Below are 26,307 nucleotides of genomic sequence, written 5' to 3'. Positions count from 1 at the left end.
GGCCAAGGCCCGAGTGCTGCACTTCGGGAGACGTTCTGGTGCAGTGCTGTCGCCTACCCGCACAGCGGCGGCCGGCCGGTCCTGTTCGGCGCGTGCCCCACCCGGGATGCCCGGAGGTCCGTGCGGTGGCTGCAGATGCGGGTCGAGCAGTTGGCCGACCAGCTGAACATCGCCCACGCGCGGCCGGGACGGGCCTGGGCACAGGACGAGTCGGCGGCCGAGGTGGCGATGGCGGCTCTGGTGTGGGGGGAGTCGTACACGGTGACGCTGGTGGACGACGACGCGGTGTATGTCTTCACCGCGCAGCCGAACACCGGCGGCGAGCCGCTGCTGCCGGGCCGGGAGGCGTCATGGCCGATCTGATGGTCGGCGGTGGGGGAGCAGGAGCGCCTCGCGGGCTGGTGGCTGGTGATGCCCTGGGCGGGTTCCTGACTGCGGTGGCCGACCGGCTCGGCGGCGCTCCTGTGCGGTTCGACCGGCTGCCGACCGGACCGCTGCGGGGCGTCTGCGGACGGCTGACTCTGGACGACGGCCGAGCGGTGCACGTCACGGCCGCGGGCTGGAACAGTCCGGGGATCACCGAGCTGCGCCGGGAGGTGCTGATCTCCGATCGGATCGCCGCGGTCGGGCCTGCGCTGCTCTGCGCAGTTCGGGAAGTTGAGTCGTGCGTGCTGGTGCACGAGCTGGTGTCGGGCCGGTCCGTCAGCTTGGTGCCCGGTTCGCCCGACCTCGCCCCCGTGGGGGATTTCCTGCTGCGATCGGCGAAGGCCCTGGCGGGCGATCCGGTCGGCCAGGTCGGGGTGCTGGGGGATGCGCTTCGGTTCTGGCCATCGTGGGAGAGGTTCGCGGGATCGGCGTGGAGCCGAGCTGTGCTGGACCCACGCGAGGCCCGTGTGCTCCAGCGGCTTACCGCCCTGGACGGCAGAGCCCAGCGGCTCGGTGGCCCGGCCGTCGTCCACGGCAGCCTGCACCCGGGCAACCTGCTGATCACTCCCGATGGCGGAGTCACGGCGGTGGGGTGGCGCCGGGCCCGGTTCGGCCCGGCGTGGGCGGACGCAGCTCTCCTCGTCCCGCACCTGGTCGAAGCGGGCCGCGATCCGGCCGGTGCTGAAGCGTGGGCCCGTCAGTACGCGGGGCTCGACCAGGCTGACGAGGACGACCTCACCGCACTGGCCGTGGCCCTGGCCGGCCGGGTGTGGTGGCGCGACCACGGTCCCACAAACCCATACGGATTCCCGTGGAGGGTCGGCCGAGATGCCGCCCTCAGGTGGATGCGGTTCCGCCTCGCCTGCCATTCCTGAGACCCGTCCGACCGCACCTGCCGCCGGACGTATCCCGATGATCAAGGAGCTGTGATGCCCATGCCCGAGGACGTCCAACCGTCCCCCTCCGCCGAGACGCTTCGCGCGGCCATGGTCGAGAAGCTGCGCGAACAGGGGGCGATCCGCACCAGGGAGGTCGAACGCGCCTTCCGGACCGTGCCCCGGCACATCTTCGCCCCGGAAGCCTCGCTGGAGGAGGCGTACGCCCTGCGCGCGGTCGTCACCAAGCGCGACGAGCACGGCATCGCGACCAGCTCCGTTTCCGATCCGCACATCCAGGCCGTCATGCTGGAACAGGCCCGACTGCGGATCGGCCAGAAGGTCCTCGAACTCGGCTCCGGCGGTTACAAGGCCGCACTGATGGCCGAACTGGTTGGCGCGGACGGCACGGTCGTCACCGTCGACATCGACCCTTTTGTCACCGACCGCGCCAGCCGCTTCCTCCAACAGGCCGGGTACTGGCGCGTCGTCGTGCGCCACGGCGACGCCGAGAACGGCGCGAAGGAGGACGGCCCCTACGACCACGTCATGGTCACCTTCGGCGCCTGGGACATCCCACCGGCGTGGACGCAGCAACTGGCCGACGGCGGAATCCTGACCGTGCCGCTGCGCATCAACGGCCTGACCCGCTCCATCGCCTTCCAGCGTGAGAGCGACCGCCTGGTCAGCCGGTCCTCGGCGGTGTGCGGATTCGTTGCCGCCCAGGGCGCCGGTGCGCACGAGGAGCGGCTGCTGCTCCTGCGTGGCAAGGAGGTGGGGCTGCGCTTCGACGACGGCCTGGTGGCCGATCCGGGACCGCTGGCGGGCGTGCTCGACACCTCGCGGGCGGAGACGTGGTCGGCAGTGGAGGTGGGACGGGACGAACCGTTCGACCTGCTGCCGTTCTGGCTGGCCACCACAACACCGACCGGCTTCTGCCTCCTGTCGGTCGACCCGGACCTGGACACCGGTGCGGTCCAACCGTCTAACCGCATGGCCTGCCCGACCGTCATCGACGGCGACAGCCTCGCCCACCTCGCCCTGCGCAAGATCTCCGACGACCGGTGGGAGTTCGGCGCCCACGGCTACGGACCCCGTGCGACCGCCCTTGCGGAACGCCTCGCCGAGCAGGTGAAGACCTGGGACCACGCCCACCGGCACGGCCCCGGCCCGCGCATCACCGTCTCCCCGGCGGGCACCCCCGACGACCAACTCCCGCCCGGGACAGTCATCGACAAGGCGCACACACGCCTCACCGTCTCCTGGGCCTGACCGGGTCCAGGCGTTCCAACCCTCCTGTCCCTTCGAAAGGGGAGTTCCATGACCCACAGCGTTGACGGCACCACCGCCGCACAGGGCGACTTCGACCTCGACGTCCACGTGGTGGTCGAGGCCGGCGAGCCGGTCAAGGGCTTGCTCCGCAGCACCGACGACGGCTGCGGTTCCTCCTGCTCCGGCAGCGCCTGCGTGAGCTACATCTCCAACCCGTCCTGACCCCACCCGGGCACCGGTCCCGAGGTGCCCAGCCGCCGCCGACCCGCAGTTGCAGCAGGCCGGCGGCGGCCACCTCCCACCCCTATCGACCTCCAGCAGGAGCCGAGATGAGCACACGGCACAGCCGGCCGCTGTACGGGCACCGCGGTGTGGCGATGATCCGCGCGACGACCCACGACCCGGCGACCACCCGGCTTCCGCAGCTCCAGCCGGCCGACGGCGACGCGGCGGCATGGCTGCGCGAGGTCTGGCAGAACACTGAACTGCGGACGGCAATCACGCTGGCCAGCCCGGACCTGGCCCGCCGCCTCGACCAGGTGCAGACCGGCGAGGAGACATCGAGCAGGCAGGCACGCCGTACGGTGCTGTCGCTGACCGCCTACCTGCTGCGCTGGGAACGCCGGGCCACCCCGTTCGGGCTCTTCGCCGGCATCGCGACCGCCGAGCTCGGCAGGCAGACCTCAGTGCACTGGGGCCAGAACCACCGCCCGGTCGTGCGCGCAAACTCCGGCTGGCTCGCCCGTATCGTCGCCGACCTCGAACGCCATACAGAGCTGCTGGCACGCCTGCCCGTACGGGCGAACCCCGACGCCTTCCTCCGCGGGGACCGCCTCGTCGTCCCCGGCCAGGCCCCCGATCACGAGCCCGAGGACTTCGCACCAATCGAAGTGACGATCCGCCACACCGACCCCGTCCAGACGGCGATGGCGGCGGCCGCCAAGCCCGTGGCCTTCCACGACCTCGTCGAGCACCTCTGCGCGAGCTACCCCGAGCGTGCGCAGGTCGCCGGACTTCTTGCCGAACTCGTCCACCGCGGTGCCCTGCTGACCAGCCTGCGCCCGCCGATGACCTCCACCGACCCGCTCGGCCACGTCCTCGGCGAGCTCGACAACCACGGCACCCCTCCCACCCGTGCAACCACCGAGCGCCGACTGCGATCCCTGCACACCGCGATGCTCGCCGTCGACAACCCCGCTGGCCTCGAACCGCTGCTCCGAAGCGAACCGGGCGCACTCATGACCGACGTCCGGCTGGACTGCGCCGTGACCGTACCGGCACAGGTCGCCGACGAGGCCGCCGCCACTGCCTCCGCCCTGCTGCGCCTGACCCCGGACCCGTTCGGCGCCCCGCACTGGAAGGCGTGGCACCACCGGTTCCTCGACCGGTACGGGATCGGCGCCGCCGTCCCGGTCCGCGACCTCGTCCAGTCCGGCACCGGCCTGGGACTGCCCGCCGGCTTCCTCGGCTCACCCTACCGGCGTACCCCGCAGACCCTGACCAACCGGGACGAGACACTGCTCGCCTGGGTCCAGCGCGCCGCACTGCGAGGGGACCGCGAGATCGTCCTCACCGAGGAATTGATCGATGCCCTGGAAGTGGGCGACTTCACCGAGGCCGTGCCGCCGCCGCGGGCCGAGATTGCCGTCCAGGTGCACGCCGCCAGCCGCGAGGACTTGGACCGCGGGCACTTTCGGCTGACGGTAACCGGTACGCCCCGGACCGGGGCCTCCATGGCCGGCCGCTTCCTCGACGTCCTCACCGACCCCGGCCGCACCCGTCTGGCCGAGGTGTACGCGCAGCTTCCGACCTCCCGCCCCGGGGCTCTGCCGGCCCAGCTGGTCTTCCCGCCCCGGCGGCGCGCCGCCGAGAACGTCGCCCGCACCCCGCAGATCCTCCCGCACCTCATCCACCTGTCCGGCCACCACACTGCAGACTCCGGGACCCTGGCCCTCGACGACCTGGCGGTCACCGCCGACGCCGGCAGCCTTCACCTGATCCAGCTGTCCACCGGCCGACCGGTCGAACCGGTCGTCCTGCACGCGCTGGAGGCCCGCGTCCAGACACCGCCGCTGGCCCGCTTCCTCGCCGAGATCGCGGGCGCGCGCTCCGCCGTGTTCGGCGCCTTCCACTGGGGAGCCACCGCCCGCCTTCCCTACCTGCCGCGGCTGCGCCACGGACGCACGATCCTCGCCCCGGCCCGCTGGCTGCTCGATGCCGCGGACTTGCCGACCGGCGCCTCGGCGGCCGAGTGGGACGAGAACCTGGCCGCCTGGCGGAAGCAAACCGGCTGCCCGGCCGACGTGCTTCTTACCGAGGGCGAACTCAGGCTCCCGCTCGACCTCGACCACGATCTCCACCGCGCGATCCTCCGGGCCCGCCTCGACAAGGCCCAACAGATCGAACTACGCGAGGCAGCACCGCCCGACTCCGACGGCTGGCTCGGCCGCGCCCACGAACTGCTCATCCCCCTCGTCCGACTCACACCACCAGCACAGAGGACTCCCACCGTGACGCTCCTGCGGCCGGCAGACCCGGACGCCGCCCACCTACCCGGGAACTCACCATGGCTGTCCGCCCAGCTGCACGGCCACCCCGACCACCAGGACGAGATCCTCACCGGCCACCTGCCCCGCCTCCTCGCCACCTGGCGCCAGCCACCCCAGTGGTGGTTCCGCCGCTACCGGGACCTGACCCGCCCCGACATCGACCAACACCTGCGACTCCACATCCGCCTCACCCGCCCGACCCACTACACCGCGGCTGCGACCAGACTCGCCGACTGGGCCGCCGAACTCCGCAGCCTCGGCCTGCTCACCCACCTCCAATTGGCCACCTACCAACCGGAAACCGGCAGATACGGACACGGCGCGGCGATGACGGCCGCCGAGCACGCAGTCGCAGCGGACTCCGTCGTCGCCCTGGCCCAGATCGCCGCCATCGCCCGCACCGACCTGCCCGTTGAGTCGGTCACCGCAGCCAGCCTCGTGGACCTGGCCGTCGCCTTCACCGGCCACACCGAGACGGGCCTGCGCTGGCTCGTCGACCACCTGCCGCACGACCCGGTACGCACCGACCCGACCACGCGCGCTGCTGCCATCCGCCTCACCGACCCCCAGCGCGGCCCGGCCCGGCTCGCGGCCCTGCCCGGCGGCGACGGCATCGCCCACGCCTGGGACCGCCGCCGAACCGCCCTGGCCACCTACCGCGACCGGCTCGCCGATCAGCGCGACCCGCTCACCGTCCTGCGCTCCCTGCTCCACCTCCACCACGTCCGCGTTCTCGGCGTCGACCCCGACCGCGAACGCATCACCACCCACCTGGCCCGCACCGCCGCCCTGCGCTGGGCCACCGCGCCCGCCGGAGCAACCCGATGACCGCCACACCCACCGGGCAGTCGCTGGCCAAAGGCGCAGCCGGGATCGCCCTGCTGCACATCGAACGTGCCCGTACCGGCATCGCCGACTGGGACACCGCACACCACTGGCTGACCGACGCCGCCACGGGCAACGTCAACGCCGGCGACGGTACCGGACTGTTCTACGGCGCCACCTCTCTCGCCTTCGCCCTCGAAGCCGCCGGCCCCGGCCGCTACGAGCGACCCCGTGCCCATCTGCTCGCCCACACCGAGGCACTCGCCCACCGCCGCCTGGACCGCGCCGAAGTCCGTCTCCGCCGCCGGGAATTACCCGGGCTGGAAGAGTTCGACCTGATCTACGGGCTCACCGGCATCGGCGCCCACCTCTTGCGCGCAGCACCAGGAAGCGACGCGCTCGGCCGAACTCTCGCCCACCTCGTCCGCCTCACCGAACCGCTGCGCCTCGACGGGCAGCACGTCCCCGGCTGGTGGACCGGCCACGACCCACACTTCCGCCAGCCCCCGGCTTTTCCCAACGGCCATGCCAACCTCGGCATGGCCCACGGCATCACCGGGCCACTCGCCCTTCTCGCCCTCTCCCTGCGTGACGGGGTGGAGGTCCACGGCCACCGCGACGCCATCGGCCGGATCTGCGCATGGCTTGACGACTGGCAGCAGGACACCGATGGGATCCCCTGGTGGCCACAATGGATCAACTTCGAGGAAGTCCGTTCGCGGCGCATCGCCCACCGCGGCCCCTTCCGGCCCTCCTGGTGCTACGGCACACCGGGCATCGCCCGCGCCCAACAACTCGCCGCCCTCGCCACCGGCGATATCCACCGCCAGCACCTCGCCGAAAACGCGATCGCCGCATGCCTGTCCGACACCGACCAACTCGACCAGCTCACCGACAGCAGCCTCTGCCACGGCTGGGCCGGCCTCTTCCAGACCGTATGGCGAGCATCCCAAGACGCCACTGAATCGCCGCTCGCCATGCGGCTGCCACACCTTCGCGACGTGCTCATCCAGCAGGAGCGGTCGTTCGGAGACGACGGGCCTGGCTACCTCGAGGGCCACGCAGGCCTGCTGCTCGCCCTGCACACCGCCCACCACAGCTCCCCACAGTCCGGGTGGGACACGAGTCTGCTCCTGGCCTGACCACTGCCAGCCCTCGCATGGAGACCCATGACCACAATAACGACCACCACGGCGATCCTCGCCCACCTCGCCGGCACACCGCTGGACCGGGCAGCCGCCGATATTGGAACCACAACGGACGAACTCGGCCTTGCAGTGGCGCTGTTCACCGCCGCGGGCTTCGGCGCCATCGAGAGAGCACAGCGACGGGAAGGCCACCACCAGGTGCTCATCCGCTTCGCAGACTGGGGCACCGCCGAACACGTAGCTGCCACCCGGATCGCACCGCGACTACGCGACGCTGCATCGGAGGGCCTGCTCACCAGCTGGTGGTTCATCCGCAAGTGGCCCTGCTGGCGCCTGCGTTACCAACCGGCGCAGACTGCCGATACCTATGAGGTGCAGGCCCTGATGATGGACAGCCTCAGCCAACTGCGAGGCGACGGCTTGGTCGAGTATTGGACTCCCACCATCTATGAACCCGAGACCTGTGCCTTCGGCGGCCCGGACGGTATGGCTTCCGCCCATCGGCTGTTCCACAGCGACAGCGACCAAATCCTGACCCACTCCACCGGCGCATGGCCGATCGGCCGCCGAGAGCTTTCCGTCCTGCTCTGCAGCACTATGTTCCGATCCGCCGGCCTCGACTGGTTCGAACAGGGCGACGTTTGGCACCGGGTCGAACAAATGCGCCCATTACCGCCCGAGGTCCCGACCGATCGGGTGAGCGGCATGCGGGACGCGCTGAAAGTGCTCATGTTCGCAGCCACCGAACCAGACTCAATCCTCCTCACCCCTAGGGGGAGACTTGCCGCGTTTCCCCAGTGGTTCGAGGCCTTCGCCCGGGCCGGGACCGCACTCGGCGATGCAGCAGGCCGTGGAACCCTTTTCCGTGGCCTGCGCGCCGTCCTCGCCCACCATGTGATCTTCCACGCCAACCGGGTTGGCCTGTCCGCTGATACCCAAGCCATCCTCGCCCGAGCTGCTAGAGAGGCCGCCATGGACCGTTAACGGGTCTGTACGGTGACCGGTGTATCTCCCGATCAAGGAAGAGCACCTGATGAGCGACGTGATCGGGAGATACACCGGTCACCGTACAGACCCGCTTTGGCTGCTCGTCGCGCGCTATTGAAGGCCGCTGCCCTCTGCCGCTGGAGCACAAGCAAGGGCGGCCGCAGGGCAGGGGCGGAACCCCAGAGGCTTTGGCGTCCCGTGTCGGTTCTTTCTTCCCCACCTACTGCACGTGGAGTGTGTAGGTGACGTCCACTGACTTCGCTACCGCACGACCCATGATCTTCAATGTGTGGGTGCCCTGGCTGAGCGGCGGGAGCTGTATCCACAAGCCGCACGCCTGGGTGGAGAGGGGGGTTTCGCTGGTGACTGGGTTGCCCGGGGCGCCCGCGATCTTGATGTCGACCGCTCCAAGGCGTTCGGCTTCCTTCATGGTTCCGTCCAAGACCGCGGTGCCAAGAGCGGCGGCCATGAACTGGTCGCACGCTTGACGGGTTCCGAGGTGGTTGACGATGGGGAAGGCCAGGTGGGCGTTGGTGGGGACGGTGCATTCACGCGTCACGGGTGTGGGTGTGGCAGTGTCTGCGAGGAACCACGTGGCACCCGACTGCCCCGACGCACAGTGTCGGCCGTCGCTGTCTGCCACGGGATCGGTCTCCGGATTGCTCGAAGCGACCCAGTTCCACCACCTGCCCTGAAGGTCCGCCGCAGTCAAGGGTGCTGCCGCCTCCGGCGTGCTGGTTGCGGAGGAGGCACCGCCGGACGGCGAGGCCGTGGCGACCTGCTGGGCCATGGGCGAGGAGGGAGACGACGAGGGTGCAGCGTTCTGCTGGGAGCTCGTGCACGCGGCTGTAGTGAGTGCGGCGGCGAGTACGAGCTGGCCCGCTCGGGTTCTGGTGATCACAGGTCGCAGGCTAGGGCACCCGATGCTGACATGTCAGCGGTTTGACGGAGGGCCGGGTGATGGGAGGAGGGGTCTGCGGGTGGGGTTTCGGGTGATGTCTGTGGCCCGCTTCTCTGGAGGAACGGGCCACAGACATGGGTGTCGGGTCAGCTGGCGGCGAGCGAGCTGACCTGTTCCGCGGTGAGGGCGTAGGGGTAGGTGCGGACGTCGCTGACGGCTCCGTCGACCTGGTTGTCGGCGGGGTGGTTGGCTGTGGCTGCGGCGCCGATGGTGAGCGGGCCGTTTGCGGCCCAGGGTGTCGGGTTGGTCGTGGATCCCGCGTACGTGCCGTTGACGTAGAGCGTCATGACGTGGGTGGTGACGTCGTAGGTGCCGACCAGGTGCGTCCATGTGCCCGGGGCGGCGGGGCCGGATGCGCGAGCTGCGTAGTAGGCGGCGGGCGGGATCTTGTCGGCGGAGGGCGCGACGAAGGCCCAGGTGCCGAAGGCCGGCGAGTACTGGAGGTAGAAGGCTCCTCGGTCGTTGCCGTTCTGCGTCACGAAGGTCTGGTAGCCAGCGGCAGTGTTGATCTTGACCCAGGCGGAGACGGAGTAGCTCTGGCTGGTGTCGACCGCCGAAGTGGTGGTCTTGAGGTAGGTGTTGTTCAGGGTCAGGGCGCTGTTGGGGCGGCTTGCGTGGTCGGCGGTCCAGGTCGTGTTGCCTGTGGCGGTGGCGGGGTTGTCGCCGGTGCTGTCGGTGGTGTTTCCGGCCAGGCGCCACTGGTCTGCTGCCGCGCTGGTGCTGCCGGCGGTGATCGGAGTTCCGAGGGCGTTCACGTGCCGGTTGCTGCCGGTGCCGGGCCAGAGCTTGATTGCGTTGTCCGTGCCGACGGTCCACAGGTCGGCCAGGCCGTCGCCGTTGAGGTCGCCGTCAGATCCGAGGACAGGGTAGGTGGCGGCCGGTGCGGTGCCGATGTTTGTGTCGGTGGCCAGTGCCGTGACAGTGGGGTAGGTCCCGGCGGGTGTGCCGAATTCGTCGACCGCTGTCGCTGTGCCGAGGCTGAGGGTGTAGGCGTGGATGCTTCCGTTAGCCCGGTCACGGGCCCACAGGCCGGGGCGTCCTTGCGCAGACCAGTCTCCGGGCGAGATCAGGTCCATGGTGAACCATCCAGTGGCTGCCACCTTGACCGGGGGGCCGAACAGGCTCTCCCCGACGGCGGGGTAGTACCAGAGTGCGGCGTCGTTCGAGCCCGTCGTCTCGACGGTGAACAGGCCCGTCTTGTTGAGGAACTTCTTGGCGGTGTCGAGATTGGTGGTGGTCGGGTCTCCGAGCGCGGCGATCTGGCGTGTGGCGGACCAGTCGGTGGAGTAGTTCGTGCAGCTGGTGTTGAGGGAGTAGGTCGTTTCGCAGGACGGTTTGTCGATGGGGACCGAGGTGTCGAAGGCGCCGGTCACGCCGCTGTTGTTGGGGTTTTTGAAGGCGTAGAGGCTGGGGGATGCGGTCTTGTGGACGAGGAGGTCGTCGACGCCGGTTCCGCCGCGCAGGCTGCCCCGGTGTGTCTTCTGGTAGAGGGCCCAGGAGTCCTTGTCGGGCGAGTTGGAGGGCTTGGCGGCGAGGGTGACCGCGGCGGACGAGGCCTGGGGGTTGCCGGGCACCGGGTAGGCGCGCAGGTTACCGGCGGTGTCGGGGGTGACGATGTCGGGTGCGCTGTCGCCGGTGATGTCACCGAAGGAGGGTGCTTGGCTGCTTGCGTTCCACGGGACGTAGAAGGCGTAGGGGGCCACGGGCGACAGGTTGCCGGCGTTGTCCTGGGCCTGGAGGTAGAGGATCTGAGTGCCCCAGCGCGTCGGGGTGATTCCGGTGATCTGGTTGCTGGGCATGTTGGTTCCGCATTGCCAGGAGGCGCCGTTGAACTGCGGGTCCCAGCTCCAGCGGAGGCATGCGAGGCCGGAGGTGTTCAGGCCGCTGGGGTTGGGGTCGGTGGCCTTGAACGGGATGGAGCCGGTCTGTCCCGCGTAGATCTTCGGTGTCTGTCCGTTTCCTGCAGGCGGGAACTGCGTTGTGGTGTCGCTGACGGTGGGGTCGAAGGCGAGGGTGGGCGGGGTGAGGTCGACCCGGAAGTGGCAGATCGGTGTGGCTCCGGACCAGGGCACGCCGGGAAGTTGGTCGCTGGCCATGATGCTGAAGCCGTAGGAGTGGCCGTCCTTGATGGCTCCGGTGGCGACCGTGAAGGGGGCGTTGCTGCCGGACGCGACCAGTGGTGAGTAGCCCGAGGACACGTCGGGAGCACCGGGGAGGTTGTAGTCCCAGATGTGGGCCCACGTGTAGAGCTGTGCCTGCGTCGGGCTCGAGACGGTGGCGTTCAGCGTGACGGCGCTGGCCTGGTCGCTGCCGGCGCCGAGCCATGCCCAGGACGCTGTGCCGCTGTTGTCGCAGGCTTGGTAGGTCGTCGACGGTGTGACGGTCTTGGGGGCCGGGTTGACGTGGGGGTTGGTCGGCAGGTTGGGGGCCCGGTCGTATTCGACGTAGAGGGAGGGCTGGTAGGTGAAGCGCTTGAAGCCGTTCTGGTTGCCCTCGTCGCCGTACAGTCCGAACGTCAGTGTGTCGTGGTCACCACCGTATTGCTGGAGGGTGCCGGTGATGGTGTAGCTGAACGGCACGTTGCCGTAGCAGCTTCCGTGTCCCGAACCGCCGACCCATTGGCGGCCCAGTGAGCCGCCGATGCTCCCCGGTTTGTTGCCCCAGTTCACTCCGTCGTAGATGCCGCCGGTGAGGTACAGGTCCAGCGGATAGGTGTTGGTGCAGGACCAGTCCGCGGAGACGTACTCCTGCAGGTTCATGGTCGCGTAGTGGAACACGGCGCCCCGCAGGGAGCGGGTGTCGAATTGGTAGTAGGTCCGGTAGACGGAGGACGGCGAGCAACTGCCTCCTGCTGCGTAGTAGCCGCACAGGCCGGCGCCAGGGTGTTCGGAGTCGGCGCTGCCGGTCCGGTTCCAGTTGTTGGCGGTGGGCTGGGCCGACTGGACCCAGGTCCAGGCGTTTGCGGACGTTGTCGAGGGGATCCACGCGGGGTCGATGAAGTAGGGCGCGGTTCCGGTGGACAGGAGGTTCTGGTCCGGCGCGAGATCGATGCCGTCGGTGTCGGCGGCGACCGGCATGGGGGCGATCTTCGAGTACGCCCCCGGTCCGTCGGCGGTTCCGGTGGGCGGCGCCTTGTCGGTTGGGGTGGTCTCGGTCTCGGCGCTCAACGCTCTGGCCTGGGAGGCGTCCTTCCCGGCTGGGGCAGCGCCGGTTGTGCTGTCCCACATGCGGGGGGCGGGGGCCGTCCACCGGGGCTTGCCGTCAGCGGCTTGGGCGCTCAGGTTCCCGCCGGCGTCGGCTTTGACGGCGATTCCCTCTCCTTCGGTGTCGAAGTGGAGGGTCTTCAGGGCGCTGTTGGCAGCGGCGGCCTGTGTCTTGACGATCAGGACGGTGGTCACGCCGCCGAACTTGGTGGCTGTGACCTTGAGGTCGATGTCGGGAAGGACGTTCGGGTAGAGGACGCTGGGGCCGGTGACTGTCGGGGCGGGGAGGGCGAAGGGCAGGGACAGCGAGAGCTTCTTGCCGTCGCTGCTGGTCATGGTGGCGAAAGACCCCCCGCCTCCCTTGGAGAGCACCAGCGGGTTGGCGGAAGCCTTCGGGGAGAAGCTTCCGTCGCCGTTACGCGCCAGGTCGGCGTCCAGCGTCTGCCAGGTTCCGGTGGCCTTGGTGCGCTGCTGGTCGGGGTGGGTGGTCAGGGCCAGGTGGCCCTGTGGCGTGGCCGTGGTCTCGCTGTACTCGGTGGTCAGTGAGGGGATCGGCACGCGCTGCCCGGTGGATTTAGCCTGCGCCAGGGCCTGAGAGATGTCGTCGGCCGGAGGCTGTTCCTGCGAGTGGCGCGAGTCAGCGGCCGTGACTTCCTCGGCCGTCGGCAATGGCGCGGCGCCGGCGGGCACGGCGGGACTGGCAAGGGAGGCGAGGAACGCCATGGCTGCGGCGGCCAGCAGGAAACGTGGAGGCGCAGCGCCGCGACGACGCGAACTGGTCAAGTGGTTGCTCCCAACAGGGCGGAGGTGCCTCGGCTGTTTTCGCGCAGAGGTCGCCCTCACGCTTCCGTTCTTTCGCGCCAGTGGGCAACCGCTTTGGGCCTTGGTCGATCCGTTTTTGGACCTGTCGTGAAGTTTGTGCTCGATGTGAGATGACTCACCCTTACGGGTTTCTCAAATTACTGAACATCCGTCAAGTCACGTCAGTACGCTCCCGGCTGACCTGCGTCGAGATCGTCCGAGCTGGGCGGACACGCCCGGCCATCTGGGGGTTTGTCAGTGCTTTTGCCCTGGAACGCGCAGCGTTCCCGAACTATGCCCATGCTGAGCAGAAGGATCGCCGGAGCAGCTGCTGCGGGTCTGCTCGCGTCACTACTGGCACCGGTGTCAGTGGCCGCGGCAGCTGGTCCCGACTACACACGCAAGTGGTCACCACCCACCACACCGCTGCCCAAGACCGTCTCCATCAAGGGCGCGACGCCGGCCGGATTGGAGGCTGCCAAACCCAAGTTGCCGGTCCCGCCTGCTTGGCAGCCGCCGAGTGCGCCGCGAGAGGTCTCGGGCGAGTCGTCGGTACGGCTGGTCCAGGCGCCCAAGGAGTTCGGCTCCCGTGCGGCGGGCAGCGCCCCGGCTGCCGGCGCAGAGTCCCATGCCTCTGGCCTCCCGGTGTCGCTCGCGCCTCTGGCCGGCTCCGCCGCCGGCGGCAAGAACGTCAAGATCAAGGTCTCGTCCGCACCCAAGAGCGCGAACTCTGTCGGCCCGCTGATCTCCCTCTCCCCCACCAGTGCAGGCGGCGGGGACGGAGCGGTCCGCGTGGCCGTCGAGGTGGACAAGCTCGGTGTCGGGTTCGGCGCCAACTGGGCCGAGCGCTCCCGGCTCGTCCAGCTCCCTGCGTGCTCCCTGACGACCCCGCAAGTCGATGGGTGCTTGAAGCAGACATCCCTCGTCTCGCACTTCGACCCCAAGTCGCGGAAGCTGACTGCTGATGTCGTCCTTCCGGCTGCAAACGCAGCCGAGGGCACAGACGTTCGCGCGCTCAGCAGCCCCACCGGGGGCGTGGTGCTGAGTCCAGTGTCGCAGGCCTCCAGCGGAGCCGGCACCTACGCGGCGTCGTCTCTTAACCCCTCCGCGGCCTGGGCCGCTGGCAGCAATTCTGGAGCCTTCACCTACTCCTACGCCCTCCAGTCGCCGCCCACGCTGGGCGGGGCGACTCCTCAGGTCGCGTTCTCCTACGATTCGTCGTCCGTCGACGGCAAGACGTCCTCGACGAACGCCCAGGCGTCGTGGATCGGCGACGGGTGGAGCTATGCGCCCGGCTTCGTGGAGCGCTCCTACAAGCCGTGCCTGAAGGCTGGAATCACCGGGTCGGGTGACGAGTGCTGGGCAGGGGCCAACCTGACACTGGCACTGGCGGGTCACTCCGGCCAGCTGGTCCCCCACGACGCCTCCTGCCAGAGCGGTGCGCCCGCGGCGATGGAACAGTCGAGCTGTACGTGGAGGCTCCAGGGCGACGACGGCACCAAGGTCGAGTTCCTGACCGGTGCGACCAACGACACGTGGAACGGGTCGTACATCAAGGTCACTGACACCGGTGGCACCGTCTACTACTTCGGCCTCAACCACCTCCCCGACGCGGCGGGCAACCCCACGGCCAAGGGGCCGGCCGCCAACTCCGCCTGGGCCGTGCCGGTGTACTCGCCCAACAGCGGCGATCCCTGCTACGACGCTGCCAAGGGCAAGGCGTCGTGGTGCCAGGCCGGATGGCGGTGGAACCTCGACCACGTCGTCGACCCGCACGGAAACCTGACCACCTACAGCTACACCCAGGAAACCAACTACTACGCGCGCGGCGGCGGACAGAACAACGGAACCGGAACGAACACCGCCTACACCCGCTCCGGCTACCTGAGCACCATCGCCTACGGCCAGCAGCTCGGCGACCAGATCGCCGCCAACGGCACCGCCAAGTCCGCCGCGAAGATCGCCTTCAACCCCGCCGAGCGGTGCACCACCTCGCCGACCGCGTGCGCCCCCGCGCAGCGGACCAAGGCCAACGCCGCGAACTGGCCCGACGTCCCGCTCGACCAGAACTGCGACCAGAGCGGCAGCTGCACCAATTACAGCCCGACGTTCTGGACCACGAAGTGGCTAGAGTCCGTCACGACCCAGGTCCTGGTGTCCGGCGGCTACCAGGATGTCGACCTGTACGAGCTCGACCATCGCTTCGTGAAAATCCAGAACAGCACGGAGAGCACCCAGGTGCCCTGGCTGGGGTCCGTCAAGCGCACCGGCAAGGACATCCAGGCCTCGAGCACTCAGCTGCCCCTTCCGGCGGTGTCCTTCACCGAAGCTCTGCTGCCGAACAGGGTCGACGGAACCGACCTCGTTCCCTCGCGGCCCGCGTTCAACCGGCCCCGCATCCAGCTCATCACGACGGAGACGGGTGCCAGCATCGGGGTGGACTACTGGCCGGCGGACTGCTCCCGCGTGAGCGGGTCCATGCCGGCCTCGGCGGACACCGACACCCGGTCGTGCTTCAACGTCAAATGGCATCCGCCGACCGAACAGCCGAACGCCGACCCCATCGACGACTGGTTCCAGAAGTACCCGGTCAAAACCGTCACGACGAACCCGGGCACACCCGGGTCGGTGCCGACGACCGCCACCTACACCTACGGCAAAGCCGCATGGCACCGCAACGACTCACCGTTCACGGACACCAAGGACCGCACGTGGGACCAGTTCCGCGGCTACGCCAGTGTCACCAGCGTGACGGGCAACGGCGCTGACGGGCCCAAGTCCCAGAGCACCATCTCCTACTACCAGGGGATGAACGGCGACATCACCAGCAGCGGCACCCGCAGTGCCACAGTGGCGGGCGCCAAGAGCGGGAACGTCGCCGACGAGGACTGGCTGTACGGCCAGACCCTGGAGACCGACACGTACGACCAGGCCGGGGGCTCCATCGTCTCCTACTCCGTCTCGACGTCCTCTGGGCCCGTCCCCACGGCCACCCACGCCATCCCGGGCCTTCCGGCGCTGACCGCCCGGTATTCCGGCACCACCATGGTCTCCACCTCCAAGGAGATCAAGGCGGACGGGTCCTGGCGCGCAACCTCCACGACAACGACGACCGATTCCGACCACAGCAACCGGGTGACCTCGGTGCTCAGCACGGCCGACGGCCTGCCCGACACCTGTGCGCGGACCTCGTATGCCAATGCCGCGAGCGCGCAGACGACGGCGCTGGTGTCGGAGGTCCTGGCCGTCAGCGGTACGGCCGCGTGCACGGCGGCCCCGACGGCGTCCAACACGATGTCGTGGAAGCGCACCTACTACGACGACCTGCCGCTCGGTCAGGCCGGCAGCAAGGGCGAGGCCAAGGCTGCCGAGAGCATCGACCGGTTCGACGGCTCGACGGCGAAGTTCATCCAGGACGCCAAGCAGACTTACGACAAGTACGGGCGCGTGCTGACCGCGACCGATCCCAACGCGACGGACAGCGCCCACGCGTCCGGTGCGGTCACCACGACGGTCTACAGCGCGGCCAATCAGGGCGAGTTGCCGAACTCGGTCACCGTCACAGCGCCGGCCCCGGCCGGCGCCAGCGATGCTGCGACGGGCCGTACCACCACGACCGTTCTCGACACCGCCCGTGGCCTGCCGAAGACGGTCACCGACCCGAACGGCCGCGTCACCACCACGGCCCACGACGCGCTGGGCCGTCTCACCGCGGTGTGGCTGCCGGGACGGCCGACGGCGAAGACGGCCAGCAAGACGTTCACCTACTCTGTGCCCGGCATCGTCGACCAGAAGGTGGTCCCGCCGTCCGTCACCGTCGCCACCCTCGCCGGCACCACGACCGGCGGCGACACCTACCGCACCGAGATCCAGATCATGGACGGATCCGGGCGCACCATCCAGACCCAGTCCACCCCTGCGCTGTCCGCCTACACCGGCCGGATCATCACCGACATCGCCTACAACTCGCAGGGCCAGACCGTCCGGACCAACAGCCCCTGGTACAACAAGGATGCGCCCCCCGGGACCGTCCTCTACCAGACGGCGACCGCCCAGGAGATCCCCTCACAGGCCTACACGGTCTTCGACGGCCTCGGCCGCCCGGTGTCCGTGCAGTCCATCGCCTACGGCGTGGTGCAGAACACCACCACCATGAGCTACCCCGGCTGGGACCGCACCGACGTCACGCCCCCGCCCGGCAGCACACCGACCTCGACCGTCACCGACAGCCGCGGCCACACCGTGCAGCTGTGGCAGTACAAGACAGCTGGCGCCACCGGCAAGTCGGCGGACGCCGACATCGCCACCTACACCTACACCCCCGCCGGGCAGGCGGCCGGCCACACCGACGCCGCCGGAAACACCTGGACCTACACCTACGACCTCCGCGGACGGCGCATCTCCTCAACCGACCCGGACACGGGAACCAGTACGACCGCCTACGACACGGCCGGGCGCGTCCTGCGGACGACCGACGCCCGCCAGCAGAGCATCACCTACGCCTACGACCTCCTCGGCAGGAGCACAGCCACCTACGCCGGCACCGTGGTGGACCCGGCGAAGCAACTCACCTCCCGCACCTACGACACCGTCGTCAAGGGACAGCCCTCCACCTCCACCCGCTACGACGGAGGCACTGCGGGCAAGGCCTACACCAGGGCCGTCCTGTCCTACGACACCGCCTACCACCCCACCAAGACCACACTCACCGTGCCCGGCGCTGACGTCGGCGCCACGGGCCCGTTCACGTACACCACGCAGGCGAGCTACGACCCGGGCACCGGCTTGCTCAAGGCCTCCAACCGGTCTGCGGTCGCCGACATCCCCGCCGAAACGATCAACTACAGCTACGACAAGCTCGGACCGCTGCAGAGCTACGGCGCGTTCGGCACCACCTACGACCTCTCCAACGACTACGACGCCTACGGCCGATCCGTCCGTACCACCGTGAACCCGTGGGGCACCCAGATCGTCGTCACCAATAACTTCGACGAGCCCACCGGCCGCCTGCTCAGCCAGTACGTCGACAAGCAGACGGCCGCCACCGGCGCGGTCCAGCAAACCAGCTACGCCTACGACCAGTCCGGACGAACCACCGCAGTCCGCAGCATCGCCGACAACACGCCGGCCGCTGCCGACCTCCAGTGCTTCACCTACGACTACCTGGGCCGGCTCGCCACCGCCTGGACCGACACCGGCGGCCTCACCATGGCACCCCAGCCCGCAGTCGGCGGTCAGGGATCGTGCACCAACCCCGATCCCACCAGCGGCGCCAAGGCCCCCAACCGCACCACCGTCGGCGGTCCGGCCGCGTACTGGCAGACCTACCGCCACGACCTCACCGGTAACCGCACCCAGACCATCCAGCACGACCCTGCCGGGGACAGCAGCAAAGACACCACCGTCGACCAGACATTCCACCCGGCCGCCACCGTCAACACCCCCACCACCGCCCAGAACACCGGCGGCGGAACCGGCGGCCCCCACGCCCTACTCGGATCAACCACCAGCTCACCCACAGGCCCCGGCGCCTCCAGCCTCCAGTACGACGCAGTCGGCAACACCACCACCATCACCGACAACGGAGGCACCAGCACCCTCACCTGGAATGAGGAAAACAGGCTCGCCAGCCTCAACAGGACTGCGGGAGCCGTCTCCCGCACCTACCTGTACGACGCGGACGGCGCACTGCTGATCCGCCGTGACGGCACCAAGACCACCTTCGTGCTCGGCGACGACGAACTCGTCTACGACTCCTCCAACTCCACCACCACCGGCACCCGCTACTACCAGATGCCCGGCGGGCTGACCCTCGTACGCCAGGCGGCCGCCTCCACCTTCCAGATCACCGACCCGCACGGCACCGCAGCACTCTCCCTCGACAGCGCCACGCTCGCCGAAACCCGCCGTCCCACCGACCCCTTCGGCGTCCCCCGCGGCACCCAGCCCACCACCTGGGCCGGAACCCGCGGCTTCGTCGGCGGAATGAGGGACGACGCCACCGGCCTCACCAGCCTCGGCGCACGCCAGTACCAGGCGACCACCGGACGCTTCCTCAGCCCCGATCCCCTCCTGGCGGGCACCGACCCCCAGCAGTGGAACGGCTACGCCTACAGCAGCAACGACCCGGTCAACCTCAGCGACCCCAGCGGCCTGATGGCCTGCCGCACACCCGACGAATGCGACGGCGGCACCCAGGTCGGAGTCAACACACCCTCACGAGAAGGCCTGTCCACCACCGCCACCGCCACCAACGGCCACGACGCCGACGGCAGCGGACACCAAAAGCGCGGCACCCGCAGCAACGGAACTTGCTGCCGCACCCAGAAGATCGTCGTCTACCCCGGCGTCGCCATCCCCGAGGACTGGGACAAGGGCGGCGAATTCATCGACGCCCTCTACTCCGTGATGCAGAACTTCTGCGCGAAGGACTGGGGGAAAAAGTCCTGCCCTTACACCAACCCCGACTATCCGATCACTAAGCACCAGCTCCAGAACACCATCATGTTCGCCTGCATCGACATCGGAAAGGACAACTGCCCAGGCGAGGTCTTCAACATCGAATCCCTCATTCAAGCCGCCCTGGAGGAGGGAATAAACTACGGCCGCGAAGGCCCGGTCGGCCTCAACGGCCGCCTTACCACCGGCGCACCGGAGAACGGCTGGTCCGCCGCACGGGCCACACACGCCTGGGAACAAAGGGGCGGATGCTCCGCAAACAGCTTCCCCGCCGGCACCCAGGTACTCCTCGCCGACGGCACACGCAAACCGATCGAAGACATCCAGGTCGGCGACACGGTCATAGCAACCGACCCGCAGACAGGAGAAACCGGCACCCACACGGTCACCGCAACCATCCGCACACCGGACGACCGCGGATTCACCACACTGACCGTCCGCGGCTCCGACGGCACTGACGAGGCTCTCACCGCAACCGACCACCATCCCTTCTGGTCGGAAAGCCGGCATACCTGGGTCGACACCGCCGATCTTCGCCCTGGAGACCGTCTCCTTACCGACACCGGCGCAACAGCCGAGGTAGTAAGTACCGCGCACCATGACTGGACGATAGCCGCCTACAACCTCACCGTGGACGACGTCCACACGTACTATGTGCTGGCTGGAAATACGCCAGCACTCGTCCATAATGCAGGTGGATTCTGGTGTGACTCGACTAAACCGGTTGTTGGAGACCGCCCCGACTACGGCCAGACTTCCCTATACGCCATCATGTCCAAGGATGGCCTTACGGTAGAGAAGTGGGGAATCACAAATGATCCCGTGGGGCGCTACAGCATGAAGAAGTATCAGGCGTTCGGCGATGGCTCTTACATGCAGATCATCAGAAACTATGACAGCAAGGCCGAGGCGTTGGCCAACGAGCGCTACCTGACTCAGAGGTGGCCGGGCCCCTGGAACGACGAGCACCATGCGGGTACTGTAACGCCTGCCGGGCCTCTGCTGGATGCCCTCAATATGATCCGGGCTGGACGGATCTTGGGCTAATTCCCGGCTGTGATGATTCGATTAACTGAGGAGTCGGTCGGGTGATTGACAGTCGACTGCGAGCCAACGTGTTGGAGCTACTCAAGGAAGTCCTCACTCCCGTAAGGCTAGCCGAGCTAAATGCAATGCTCGTGGCCAGGCATGGGGAGGGGATTTCAAGAGAGGAATTTTCTGAGCTGATCGCAGCCGATCGCGCTGAATATGTCCACGGCGGCGCTACTGCGCCGATACTAGTGCCTGGCCTTGGAGTCGCGGATGGCGCCGCCGACTATGACTGCATTACTCGCTCAGACTGGGCGATCAAGATGCGACTGAGCGGGCCAGATCTGGAGGCTTCCCGCAGTCTTGCCATGGTCCGCTGGATGTGCGATCAGCTCGACATCGCGAAAGAGGAAGGAAGTAGCGCCTTCTCCCCTCTCGAGCATCAGATCCGCGATATGGCTCAGATGATCCCGGACGACGTTCTGGAGGAGTACGAAGCCGAGATGCACCAGGAAATGTCCGGCGTGCAGTTCGAGATTTTTCGAAATGCCGCCGAGGATTACTCCTCTGATCTTAGAAGGCATACTCAGAGCATAGTGGACAGCGCCACATCCAGACTCTCCAGGCTTCCGAAAGAAGCAATCCTTTTCGGATCCCAGAATCCTCCGAGAATCGACCGCGAAGGAAACTGACTATATTCATGCACAGCCGGTTTCGGTAGCCTATCGATCGCGGGATTAGATCTGAACAAGGGTGGACTTTGGTCAGCTTGATGATCTCGAAACTGTTCGGGCTGCGAACAGCCGGATAGGACATCTGCAGCTCACTTACGATTGTCCGGCGGGCAGCTGCTCGCAAAAGGGCCCCGCCAAACTTCTCAGCGGGGCCCTTTCGGTCGCTCGATGGCAACGCTGACGGTAATGCCACTGAACTTGAATGCGTGATGTCGGTCAGCCGTCCATGATCAGGCCGGTGCCAGCCAGGGTGGTGTCCAGGGCATGAGCTTTCTCAGGCTGTGGGCTTGATCAGGTCGAGTGCGTGGTCGGGTCGTGACCTGTAGTGATCGACTGCGGCGGCGTGGTTGTGCCAGCCGGCGAGCTCGGCGAGCGCGAGGGCGGTGTTGCGCAGACCGGCCATGATGCGGGGTGCGTTGCCGGTGCGGATCTTGGAGGCGTCCTCGCGGAGGGTGACGTCACGCAGGTGGTGCAGGGCCTCGACGCCCCAGTGTTCGCGTACGTGTTCGGCGAGGTGGACGGCCGTGGCCTCGTGCATCGTCAGGTCGGTGAGCGCGTAGATGCGTTCGACGGTGAGTTTGCCGGTGCTCAGGACGCGGCGGCGGCGCACGATCTGCAGGACCTGGTCGGCGTGGGGGAAGGGAAGGTCGGGGACGGTGGCGGCCTTCAGGCGGCGGATCTCGTCGCGGCCGTGAGCGGTGGCGCGGGTCTTGTCCATGAGCGGGACCTCACTCCAGGGGAGCTTCTTCAACTGGGCGTGCAGGGTGGGGTGGTTGCCCTTGATCAGGGCGATGTAGTGCGCGTTCTTCTCCTCGACCAGGAAGCGGGCGTGGTCGTGCTGGGTGAGCAGGGCATCGAAGGTGACGACCTTGTCCGCCAGGTCGAGGGGGCTGAGGAGCGGGCGGAACGCGGTGATCTCGTTGCTCTTGGAGTCGACCTGTCGCTGGGCGATGACGGTGCGGGTGCGGTGGATCGACGCGGCGAGCAGGTGGACGGCCCGGCGCTCGCGGGTTCGCGAGCCGCGCAAGGTCTTGCCGTCGACCGAGACCGCGTCCCGTTTGACCGGTGCGTCTGCCGGGACTGGGCCGGTGAGTGGGTCGGTGTGCTGCAGTTGCAGCCAGGCGCCCAGTGCCGCGTCGAGCCCGTCGCCGTCGAGGCGGGCGAGGAGGCGGGCCAGTGCTGGTGCGCGGGATGCCGCGGACCAGGCCGATGCGCTCGCGCAGCACCGGGTCGAGGCCGACGGCGAAGCGGATGATGGCGGCCCAGGTGGACGCCCCGGCCATTACCGCGGTGGCGCACAGCACGAGCAGGGCGCCCAGTCGGTAGCGGCGCCCCCGCGTGCGGCGCGGGTCCGGCAGACGGTCCAGGACCTCGGCCAGGGTGATCAGGCGCTCGGCGTCGCCGGTCAGATCGCCTGGCATGTGGTCCTGGTGGCGGGTGACGGTGGAGATCAGGGAAGATGGCATGCAGACGCGGCTTCGGTTGTGATCAACGGCTTCGACACCTTGATCATCCGGAGCCGCGTCCCGTTTCACCACACCGGCGAAGCAGACAACCCTCCTACTTCGTCACAACTGTGACGTCTCGTCACCCGAGAACGCTCGCGCCCTGATGCGTGCACCGGCCGGTATCTGCGGCACTTGCTCGGTGAACGACCCTTGGGGCAGGCCGGCTCGGCGTAGTACCAGCGACGTTTGTACCAGCGCAGCTCCAGCCCGTTCTCGCCGTACGGCAGATCCCGGGGCCGGGTGATCGCCGAGCCCTTCACTCGGGTGGCGAACACCCCACACACCGGACAGGCCCCGTGCGCTCTCGTCCGCCGTGACCAGGTGGACCCGGCGTCCGTTGTTGGCCAGCCGCTCGACCCGAACGACGGACACCCCGTTCAGATCGAGCAGCAGCGTCGTATCGTTGAGCAAGCCCGTGGCTCCCGTGTGATCGTTCTGCGTCAAGAACAGAAATGATCACGCAGGGCCACGGGCTTCCGGCATCCGGGGCCCACCATCCTCACACTTGGTGACAGTGCATCGGCAGCCCAGACCAGGGCACACCGCTCAACTTCGAAGACCCACTTTGACAGCCCTTCGCACACATGGTGTCCGGCTACGGACTGGCTGCCGAGGTGCTGCGTGAGCGCGGCTTGCAGGTGATGATTTGCTCTTACCAGGGAAATACGGCCGCCCAAAACCGCGATTCCGGCGGATCCTCGAACGGGGCAGTACCTGGGGTCAGCAGTGTCCGTATCATGTTGCGATCTGGCTTGTCCGTCGCAGCACACTGGATCGCATGTCCCCGCTCATCGCGGCTTCCCGAATGGCGAGGACTCAGTGGACAACATGACAACCGAAGAGCGCTGTTGGAATGAATTCTGGGAGGTGGTTGGGAGGGCGGCCCACCGAATCTGGAAGGAAGAACGCGCGCGGGCAGTTCGGCAGAGCGAGTCGGACGCGGCCTGAACACGGCCCGACCTACGTTGCTACCTCCCAACGGGGGACGATGGAGATCCGGTTGTACTGCTTCCCCGGGGTCTTCTCGATCTCGATGAAGGCCACGACCCGGCTGAGAGCTGCACGCTGCTCATCGGGAGTCATCCGTGGCCACAGGTCGAGCAGTTTGCCGAAGTCGGCGGCCGTCGGGACGATCCCCTCACCGGTATCCACCTCCAGGACGGCCAACCGGTTCTCCATCGATGCGAGAGATGCTGCCAGTTGCTCCATGGTCTCGCGGTAGTCGTCCTCCGAGACCAGGTCCTTGAGGTACAGGTCCAGGAGCTTCTTCCTCTTGGACTGCGCTGCAGCGATGTCCGCGCGGACCGAGGGGATATCCGACTCGGCCTGGGCGCGACGGGCACTGCGCTTCATTGCCAAGAGGCCCATGTCCGCGCCCCTCGCGAACTCTCCAAGCCATGCGAGCGTTGCCGAGTCCAGCCGCTTGAGCGTGATCGTGACTCCGGAGCACTCCTTCATGGCAATGCCCGGGCAACGGAAGAGCTTCATTCCGGCACCGCCGTTGGATCGAATCAGCGCCGATGCCGTCATCCGACGGTTGCACTTGGCGCCTGCCTCGTCGACAGCCGCGCATCGCAGCAGCCCGGAGTACGCGTACTTCGCCTCAGTCGACCAGGGGATCGTTGCAGGGTTCTGGCGAAGCTTCTTGTACGCCTCCCAGACATCCATCGATATGAGCGCTACGTGCCTGCCCGGCGCCCAGTTGTCGTAGGTGTCCGGCTTCTTCGCAGCACGCCCATGGAGCCGGCGGAACTCCGGCCCGCGCCAGCGAATCAGGCCTGCGGCGAAGCCGGAGTCCATCACGTTCTGCCACGCGGACGGCTTCATCACCGCCCCGCTGAGCGAACGGATGCCGCGCTCCTTCATATCCCGGGCGATGCCTGAGATCGAGGCACCGGCCACGTAGCGCTCGTAGGCCTCGCCCAAGGCCGGGCCCCGGACAGGGTCGACGACCAGGACACCATCGCAGGACCTGCAGTGGTGGAACTGCTCCGGGGCGTCCTCCTTGCGGCGACAGTCCGGGCAGCGCATGTACCCGAAACGGGCCTGCCCCGTGTGGGGAAGCCCCGCGCGATGCCTACGATCGTGTGCCTCCTGCCACGTTGCACCGATGATGCCGGCCTGGAGATCGGCGACCAGCAGCATGTTGTCGCGGCTGAAACGGCCGTGATAGGTGTCGGTGTCGTAGTCCTCGGTCGCGGCGATGAGCCGGCCGCCGGCCTTCTCGAGTTCGTGGAGATTGACCTGCGATTCGCGAATGTTCCGTCCGAAGCGCGACCACTTCCACACCAACACGATGTTGGCCTCACCGCTGCGCACCCGCCCGATGATTGCGGAGATCTGACGCTTGCTGGATGAGGTCCCCGAGAGGTCGAGATCTTCGACCGGCTCGCCGACAATCTTGATGCCGTTCCGCTTGGCATACTGCTCGCAGCTGTAACGCTGTTGCTCGGGGCTCTGCATCTCCTCGCGTTCGGTGCTGACGCGGATGTAGATGATTGCCCGCTGGAGCGACTTGGCACTTGCAGGTACAGCCACGACGAGCACGTCCCCCTGGTGTTGCGGCCGTAAAGGCCTGAAACTTCGACCCCGATCAGTGTATGTGTTTTATCACGAGCAACATGGGTCGGCATGGCCCACAACATCCCGTCCTGGACGCTGGCCTCAGGCCTGGTCGCGCTCGGCATGGACTGGAAGCAGGCCGTCCTCACCATCGCCCTGGGCAACCTGATCGTGCTGGTGCCGATGCTGCTCACCGGGCACGCCGGCACCAAGTACGGCATCCCCTTCCCGGTGTTCGCCCGGGCCTCGTTCGGGCTGCGCGGCGCCAACCTGCCGGCGATGGTCCGGGCCGCGGTGGCCTGCGCCTGGTTCGGCATCCAGACCTGGATCGGCGGCGAGGGCATCTTCCTGCTCGCCGGGAAGCTGCTGGGCTCCGGCTGGCAGAACGCGGCCCACGTCGGCGGCTACCCGTGGACGCAGTGGCTGTCGTTCCTGATCTTCTGGGTGATCGAGATGGCGATCATCGCCCGCGGCATGGAGACGCTGCGGCGGTTCGAGAACTGGGCGGCGCCGTTCGTCATCGTCGGCGCGCTCGCCCTGCTGCTGTGGATCTCGGTGGAAGCCGGCGGCTTCGGCCCGCTGCTCGACCAGCCCTCCAAACTGGGCTGGGACGGCGACTTCTGGAAGGTCTTCTTCCCCGCCCTGATGGGCATGATCGGCTTCTGGTCGACGCTCTCGCTGAACATCCCGGACTTCACCCGCTTCGGCGGCTCGCAGAAGGCGCAGATCCGCGGCCAGGCCCTCGGCCTGCCCACCACCATGACCCTGTTCGCCCTGCTGTCTGTCCTCGTCACCTCCGGCTCGCAGGCCGTCTACGGGGAGCCGATCTGGGACCCGATCGCGCTCGCCGCCAAGATGGACTCCACCGCCGGGATCCTGTTCGCCCTGCTCACCGTCCTGGTCGCCACCCTGTCGGTGAACATCGCCGCGAACGTGGTCTCGCCCGCCTACGACCTGGCCAACCTCGT

The 26,307-nt window shown here is 68.1% G+C and carries 14 protein-coding genes and 2 pseudogenes; 10 read left to right on the top strand and 6 right to left on the bottom strand.

What is annotated here, in order from left to right; translation table 11 throughout:
* Positions 1–120 precede the first annotated feature (120 nt).
* The 7 genes from AB0M03_RS21140 to AB0M03_RS21110 all read left to right on the top strand — a co-directional run bounded on the left by AB0M03_RS21140 (position 121) and on the right by AB0M03_RS21110 (position 8,079).
* A complete protein-coding gene (locus tag AB0M03_RS21140; protein ID WP_363493102.1) occupies positions 121–363 on the top strand; it encodes a hypothetical protein in 243 nt (80 codons plus the stop codon).
* A complete protein-coding gene (locus tag AB0M03_RS21135; RefSeq protein ID WP_363493101.1) occupies positions 351–1,301 on the top strand; it encodes a phosphotransferase in 951 nt (316 codons plus the stop codon). Before AB0M03_RS21140 ends, AB0M03_RS21135 begins: the two co-directional genes overlap by 13 nt.
* A gap of 54 nt (positions 1,302–1,355) precedes the next feature.
* Complete coding sequence (gene fxlM, locus AB0M03_RS21130) at positions 1,356–2,573, top strand: methyltransferase, FxLD system (RefSeq protein ID WP_363493100.1); 1,218 nt, start codon at positions 1,356–1,358, stop codon at positions 2,571–2,573.
* A 48-nt stretch (positions 2,574–2,621) separates the two neighbouring features.
* Positions 2,622–2,795 (top strand): FxLD family lanthipeptide, encoded by a 174-nt coding sequence (locus tag AB0M03_RS21125; RefSeq protein ID WP_363493099.1) that lies wholly within the window; start codon positions 2,622–2,624, stop codon positions 2,793–2,795.
* A gap of 107 nt (positions 2,796–2,902) precedes the next feature.
* Positions 2,903–5,950, top strand: coding sequence for a lantibiotic dehydratase (locus tag AB0M03_RS21120; RefSeq protein ID WP_363493098.1), 3,048 nt, complete (start codon positions 2,903–2,905; stop codon positions 5,948–5,950).
* Positions 5,947–7,089: a lanthionine synthetase C family protein gene (locus tag AB0M03_RS21115; protein WP_363493097.1), complete on the top strand. Its 1,143-nt coding sequence runs from the start codon at positions 5,947–5,949 to the stop codon at positions 7,087–7,089. The genes AB0M03_RS21120 and AB0M03_RS21115 overlap by 4 nt, the downstream gene beginning before the upstream one ends.
* 27 nt (positions 7,090–7,116) lie before the next feature.
* A complete protein-coding gene (locus AB0M03_RS21110; protein WP_363493096.1) occupies positions 7,117–8,079 on the top strand; it encodes a thiopeptide-type bacteriocin biosynthesis protein in 963 nt (320 codons plus the stop codon).
* Positions 8,080–8,302: 223 nt separating this feature from the next.
* On the opposite strand, the gene AB0M03_RS21105 is transcribed toward AB0M03_RS21110, so the two are convergent.
* Complete coding sequence (locus tag AB0M03_RS21105; protein ID WP_363493095.1) at positions 8,303–8,872, bottom strand: signal protein; 570 nt, start codon at positions 8,870–8,872, stop codon at positions 8,303–8,305.
* 257 nt (positions 8,873–9,129) lie between these two features.
* Positions 9,130–12,804, bottom strand: coding sequence for a LamG domain-containing protein (locus AB0M03_RS21100; RefSeq protein WP_363493094.1), 3,675 nt, complete (start codon positions 12,802–12,804; stop codon positions 9,130–9,132).
* An 888-nt stretch (positions 12,805–13,692) separates the two neighbouring features.
* Here AB0M03_RS21100 and AB0M03_RS21095 point away from each other — a divergent pair.
* The gene (locus AB0M03_RS21095) at positions 13,693–20,553 is read left to right on the top strand and encodes a polymorphic toxin-type HINT domain-containing protein (protein WP_363493093.1); all 6,861 of its coding nucleotides are present in this window, start codon (positions 13,693–13,695) and stop codon (positions 20,551–20,553) included.
* Positions 20,554–20,594: 41 nt separating this feature from the next.
* Positions 20,595–21,227 (top strand): hypothetical protein, encoded by a 633-nt coding sequence (locus tag AB0M03_RS21090; protein ID WP_363493092.1) that lies wholly within the window; start codon positions 20,595–20,597, stop codon positions 21,225–21,227.
* A gap of 316 nt (positions 21,228–21,543) precedes the next feature.
* On the opposite strand, the gene AB0M03_RS21085 is transcribed toward AB0M03_RS21090, so the two are convergent.
* The 4 genes and pseudogenes from AB0M03_RS21085 to AB0M03_RS21070 all read right to left on the bottom strand — a co-directional run bounded on the left by AB0M03_RS21085 (position 21,544) and on the right by AB0M03_RS21070 (position 25,324).
* Positions 21,544–22,446, bottom strand: coding sequence for an ISAs1 family transposase (locus AB0M03_RS21085; RefSeq protein WP_363493193.1), 903 nt, complete (start codon positions 22,444–22,446; stop codon positions 21,544–21,546).
* 10 nt (positions 22,447–22,456) lie between these two features.
* A pseudogene (locus AB0M03_RS21080) lies at positions 22,457–22,690 on the bottom strand (transposase family protein); the annotation flags it as partial.
* Between the two features lie 110 nt (positions 22,691–22,800).
* Complete coding sequence (locus AB0M03_RS21075; RefSeq protein WP_363493192.1) at positions 22,801–23,037, bottom strand: hypothetical protein; 237 nt, start codon at positions 23,035–23,037, stop codon at positions 22,801–22,803.
* Positions 23,038–23,737: 700 nt separating this feature from the next.
* Complete coding sequence (locus AB0M03_RS21070) at positions 23,738–25,324, bottom strand: recombinase family protein (protein ID WP_363493091.1); 1,587 nt, start codon at positions 25,322–25,324, stop codon at positions 23,738–23,740.
* 75 nt (positions 25,325–25,399) lie between these two features.
* On the opposite strand from AB0M03_RS21070, the pseudogene AB0M03_RS21065 reads away from it, so the two are divergent.
* Positions 25,400–26,307 (top strand): annotated as a pseudogene (locus AB0M03_RS21065) (cytosine permease); the annotation flags it as partial.

This window comes from Kitasatospora sp. NPDC051914 (assembly GCF_040680995.1).
In the GTDB taxonomy this organism is placed as follows: domain Bacteria; phylum Actinomycetota; class Actinomycetes; order Streptomycetales; family Streptomycetaceae; genus Kitasatospora.
This window is presented reverse-complemented; position numbering and strand designations above follow the sequence as displayed.